This is a genomic window from Streptomyces sp. SID14515 (assembly GCF_010548505.1).
Classification (GTDB): Bacteria; Actinomycetota; Actinomycetes; order Streptomycetales; family Streptomycetaceae; genus Streptomyces; species Streptomyces caviscabies.
Genome location: NZ_JAAGMH010000033.1, coordinates 1 through 4,987, shown reverse-complemented (window position 1 = coordinate 4,987; position 4,987 = coordinate 1). Strand labels below are relative to the sequence as shown.

Below are 4,987 nucleotides of genomic sequence, written 5' to 3'. Positions count from 1 at the left end.
GGCTGCCGTGGCGGCGGCGGAGGAGCGCGTCGCCGGGGCGGTCCGGGAGGCGGAGGGCCTGCTCGCCGCGGCCCGCGAGGAGGCCGAGGAGGTGCGCGGGGCGGCCGAGGCCGCGATGGCGCAGACCCGTGGCCGTACGGCGAGCGTGCTGGCCCACCAGGAGCAGGAGCACGCGGAGCGGCACAAGGCGGCGGAGGCCGAAATCGCGGCGGCCGAGGCGGAGTCGGAGGCCCGGCACGCGGAGCTGACCGAGCGGGCCGAGGCGCTGCTCGCGGAGGCGGGCCGTGATCTCGCCGCCGCGCAGGAGGCGGCCCGGCACGGCCAGGAGGACGCGGAGGCGCGGGCGGCGGAGATCCTGTCGGAGGCCCGGGTCAGGGAGGAGCGGGTGGTCCGGGAGACGGAGCGGATCCTGCGGGAGCACGAGGAGGGCCGCGAGGAGGTCCAGGCGCACATGGCGCATGTGCGCAGCTCGCTGGCGGCGCTGACGGGGCGGGTGGCGGCGGGCCCCGCCGACGACTGAGCGGCCGGGCCCGGGCAGGCCGCCATGCACGGCGACCGGTCGCAACGGGCCGCAACGGGCCGCGACGGGTCGCAACGGGTCGCAACGGGTGGCAACTCTTGACGAATACGTGTTCTCGCGAGCTGATGGGAGTGATCGGTTCACACGTTTCCGTTCCCCGTTCACGAGGGAGAGTTCATGTCGGTCACAGCGCCGGACATTTTGTCACCCGAGTTCGAGAGAGACCCGTATCAGGCATATCGCCTCATGCGTCATGAGTCGCCGCTCCTGTGGCACGAGGCCACCCGGAGTTACATCGTCTCGCGTTATGAGGACGTCGAGCGCGTCTTCAAGGACAAAGCCGGTGAATTCACCACCGAGAACTACGACTGGCAGATCGAGCCCGTGCACGGGCGGACGATACTCCAGCTCAGCGGGCGTGAACACGCCGTGCGCCGGGCGCTGGTCGCGCCCGCCTTCCGGGGCGGCGAGCTGCGGGACAAGTTCTTACCGGTCATCGAGCGCAATTCACGCGAATTGATCGACGCGTTCCGTGACTCCGGTTCCGTCGACCTGGTCGCCGACTACGCCACCCGCTTTCCTGTGAACGTCATTGCGGACATGCTCGGGCTGGACAAATCCGACCATGAGCGTTTTCACGGCTGGTATACGGCCGTCATCGCCTTTCTCGGCAATCTCTCCGGCGATCAGGACGTGGCGCGGGCGGGTGAACGTACCCGCGTCGAGTTCGCCGAGTACATGCTGCCGATCATCCGGAAGCGGCGTGAGGCGCCCGGCGACGACCTGTTGTCGGCGCTGTGCACCGCGGAGGTCGACGGGGTCCGGATGAGCGACGAGGACGTCAAGGCGTTCTGCAGTCTGCTGCTGGCGGCCGGCGGTGAGACCACCGACAAGGCCATCGCCGGCATCTTCGCCAACCTGCTGGCCCACCCGGAGCAGTTGGCGGCGGTCCGCGCCGACCGGAGCCTGATCGCCCGCGCCTTCGCCGAGACGCTGCGCTACACGCCGCCGGTGCACATGATCATGCGCCAGTCGGCGACGGAGGTGGAGCTGAGCGGCGGCACCATACCGGCGGGCGCCACGGTGACCTGCCTGATAGGCGCGGCCAACCGTGACGAGGACCGTTACGCGAACCCTGACGTCTTCGACATCTTCCGCGAGGACCTGACCGCCACGAACGCCTTCTCGGCGGCGGCCGATCATCTCGCCTTCGCGCTCGGCCGCCACTTCTGCGTCGGCGCTCTGCTCGCCAAGGCCGAAGTCGAGGTCGGCGTGAGCCAGTTGCTGGACGCCATGCCGGATCTGCGGCCGGCCGACGGCTTCGATCCGGTCGAGCACGGTGTCTTCACCCGGGGCCCGCAGAGCCTGCCGGTCCGCTTCACGCCGGTGTCCGGCTGACGACCGGAACCTTCGAGCGGTGTGGGCGGCCGGGTCCGTGAACCCCGGCCGCCCACACCGTTACTGCTGCGGCTCCCGCTACTGCGCCATCGGGCTGAACTGGACCGGCAGCGTGGCCAGTCCGCGCATCCAGATCGACGGACGCCAGGAGAGCTGCGCCGGCTCCACCGCCAGCATCAGGTCCGGCAGCTGTTCCAGCAGCGTCTCCACCGCCGTACGGGCCATCACATCGGCCAGCAGCGGTGCGGGGTAGGGACAGCGGTGTTCGCCGCCGCTGAACGACAGATGGGCGGAGTTCTCGGCGCCGACGTACGACTCCGGCCAGATCTCCGGGTCGGTGTTGGCCGCGGCGAGCCCCAGGACCAGGCAGTCGCCCGCCCGGATGTGCCGGCCGCCGAGCTGGGTGTCCCGTACGGCCCAGCGGCCGATGAAGTTCTGCGTCGGAGTGTCCAGCCACAGCACCTCGTTCAGCGCCTCGCCGACGCTGAGCCTGCCGCCGGAGACGTTCACCGCGAAGCGTTCGTCGGTCAGCAGCAGCCGCAGCGTGTTGCAGATCCAGTTCGCGGTGGGCTGCTGGGCCGCGGCGATCACCGAGATCAGGTCCTGGACGATCTCCTCGTCCGCGAGGCCCGCCCCGTGCGTCACCATCCGCGAGGTGACATCGGGCCCGGGGTCCGCCCGCTTGTCCTTGACCAGTTGGCGCAGCCGCTCGCCGACGCGTCCGTACGCCGCCACCGGGTCGTCGCCCTCACCGGCGTCGAGCGAGATCCGCAGGTCGTCCACCAGCTGCTGGGTGTCCGCGCCCGAGACCGGCATGCCGCACATCTGGACCACGGCCCGCATCGGCAGCGCGTGGACGTAGCTGCTCATCAGCTCGGCGCGGCCGCTTCCGGCGAACTCCGCGATGAGCTGGTCGGCGATGCGCCGGCAGTCGCGGGCCAGCTCGAACTGGTCGATGCCTTCCAGCGCTTCGGTGATCACCCCGGCCCTGCGCCGGTGCTCGTCGCCCTCGGTGAACAGCACCGACGGCTGGTAGCCGACGTACGGCAGCAGCGGCCAGTCCGGCGGAATGCTGTCCCACTGGTTCCAGCGGCGCGAGTCCCGGGCGAACAGCTCGTCGTGGGTGGTGACGTAGGACAGTTCGGCGTAGCCGAGCACCAGCCAGGCCGGAACGTCGCCGTCGAGCAGGACCGGCGCCACCGCGCCGTGCTCCCGCCGCAGCGAGCGGTAGAGCTCCGTGGGCGTCTGCTGGTAGGAGGTTCCGGAGAGCCGCACCGCACCGGAGGCGACCGGGCAGCCGGTGCCGGCACCGGTGTCGAAGGAAGGGCTGGAGGTGCTCATGGTGTCGTCTCCCGGGCGATGGCCATCGTGCGCAGATGGTCGACGAGCGTGATCAGTACGTTCTTGCTGGACCGCCGGACCCGGGCGTCGCAGTCGATCATCGGGATGTGCTCGGGCAGCGCCAGGGCCTTGCGGATCTCGTCGAGCGAGTGGGCGCCGTCGTCGTCGAAGCGGTTGACCGCCACCACGAACGGTGTGCCGTGGTGTTCCAGCCGGTCGATCGCGTACCACGAGTCGTCCATCCGGCGCGTGTCCACGAGCACCACCGCGCCGAGGGTGCCGGAGAACAGCCGGTCCCACAGGAACCAGAAGCGTTCCTGGCCCGGAGCGCCGAACAGGTACAGCACGATGCGCTCGTTGAGGCTGATGCGGCCGAAGTCGAAGGCGACCGTGGTGGTCGTCTTGGCGTCGACGCCGTCCGTCTCGTCGACGCCGACGCCCGCCTGCGTCATGACCTCTTCGGTGTTCAGCGGCCGGATCTCGCTCACCGAGCGGACGAGGGTGGTCTTGCCGACGCCGAACCCTCCGACGACGACTATCTTCAGGCCGGTTTCCGCGGCGTCGGCCAGCGGCGTGCGCTCGCCCGGCAGTTCAGAGCTTACGGAGTCCATGGAGCACCTCCTTCAGCAGTTCGGAGTCGGGGAGCGCGCTGGGCGAGGCGGCCGTACGGGGGTGGCGGGCGGTGATACGGCCCATGGCGTGCAGGTCGTCGAGCAGGATGCGCACCACGGTGACGGGCAGCGAGAGTTCGGCGGCGATCTCGACGACGGCGGTCGGGTGGCGGCACAGGTCGAGGATCCGTGCGTGCTCCGACTGCATTCCGGCGGTGGGCCGGCACTCGCTGACCACGAGGGTCACCAGGTCGAAGGAGTCCGCGGAGCGGCTGCGTCCGCCGGTGACCGTGTAGAGCCGGTCGGGGTCGCCGGTGTCGACGGGACGGAGGGTCATGACCCGCTCCCTCGCACCTCGCCGCGTGGTGCGGCGCGCAGGTGTTCGCCGATCTGCTCGACCATCTGCGTCATCTGGTGGCCCACCACGGTGGGGTCGGCGTCCTCGGTGGCGACGACGGCGAGATGCGCGCCCTCACCGGCTTCCACGATGAAGAGCAGGCCGCCGTGGAACTCCGTCATCGAGTGCCGTACGCCGCCGGATCCGTCGCCGAACTCGATGGAGGCGCCCTGCGCGAGGGCCTGCATGCCCGAGCAGATCGCGGCCAGTTGATCGGCCTGGTCGAGGGTGAGGTGCTCGGTCCAGCAGAGCTTGAGCCCGTCGCGGGACAGGGCCAGGGCGTGCCGCGTTCCGGGGGTCTGCTCGAGCAGCCTCTGCAGGAGCCAGGTGAGGCTGTTGTCTGTGGTCTGCATGATGAGTGACGGGACCGTGGCGCCGGGGGAACCGGCCGAGGGCCCGTACCTCCAATCTCGGATGTTCGAGCGAGCGATCGCGTCCGGCGGGCCGGACACCGTACGGATGGGCGTTCCGGGTTACGGAGCGGAGGTCGGCGGTGCGGTCGGGCCGTCCGGTCCTCCGGGCTTGCCCTGGGAGCTTCGGCCGCGGTGGAAGGCGCCGAACGCCTGTCCCGCGCTGCGTGGCGGCGAGGTCCGTGGTGTGTCGCCGCGCGGCACCGCCGGAGTGGCCGGCGCGGGCGAGCCGCGATGGCGGCCGCGCTCCCGCTCCGCCTCCGCCATGGTGCGGCCGGGCGTGCGTACGGGCAGGCCGCCCGGGGTGGAG

Annotated in this window: 5 protein-coding genes and 2 pseudogenes; 2 read left to right on the top strand and 5 right to left on the bottom strand. The window is 70.9% G+C overall.

Annotated features, from left to right (window positions below; translation table 11 throughout):
* Both G3I54_RS06190 and G3I54_RS06185 read left to right on the top strand, forming a co-directional pair.
* A pseudogene (locus G3I54_RS06190) lies at positions 1-520 on the top strand (cellulose-binding protein); the annotation flags it as partial.
* 246 nt (positions 521-766) lie between these two features.
* Positions 767-1,918, top strand: coding sequence for a cytochrome P450 (locus tag G3I54_RS06185; protein WP_164611939.1), 1,152 nt, complete (start codon positions 767-769; stop codon positions 1,916-1,918).
* A 78-nt stretch (positions 1,919-1,996) separates the two neighbouring features.
* On the opposite strand, the gene G3I54_RS06180 is transcribed toward G3I54_RS06185, so the two are convergent.
* The 5 genes and pseudogenes from G3I54_RS06180 to G3I54_RS06160 form a co-directional block, all read right to left on the bottom strand.
* Positions 1,997-3,259, bottom strand: coding sequence for a cytochrome P450 (locus G3I54_RS06180; protein WP_164611936.1), 1,263 nt, complete (start codon positions 3,257-3,259; stop codon positions 1,997-1,999).
* On the bottom strand, positions 3,256-3,870 hold the full coding sequence (locus tag G3I54_RS06175; RefSeq protein ID WP_164611934.1) for an ATP/GTP-binding protein: 615 nt from the start codon (positions 3,868-3,870) through the stop codon (positions 3,256-3,258). The genes G3I54_RS06180 and G3I54_RS06175 overlap by 4 nt, the downstream gene beginning before the upstream one ends.
* Entirely contained in the window at positions 3,851-4,207 is a 357-nt protein-coding gene (locus tag G3I54_RS06170; protein WP_164611932.1) for a DUF742 domain-containing protein, read from the bottom strand. Before G3I54_RS06170 ends, G3I54_RS06175 begins: the two co-directional genes overlap by 20 nt.
* Positions 4,204-4,620, bottom strand: coding sequence for a roadblock/LC7 domain-containing protein (locus G3I54_RS06165; protein WP_164611930.1), 417 nt, complete (start codon positions 4,618-4,620; stop codon positions 4,204-4,206). Before G3I54_RS06165 ends, G3I54_RS06170 begins: the two co-directional genes overlap by 4 nt.
* Positions 4,621-4,740: 120 nt before the next feature.
* Positions 4,741-4,987 (bottom strand): annotated as a pseudogene (locus G3I54_RS06160) (ATP-binding protein); the annotation flags it as partial.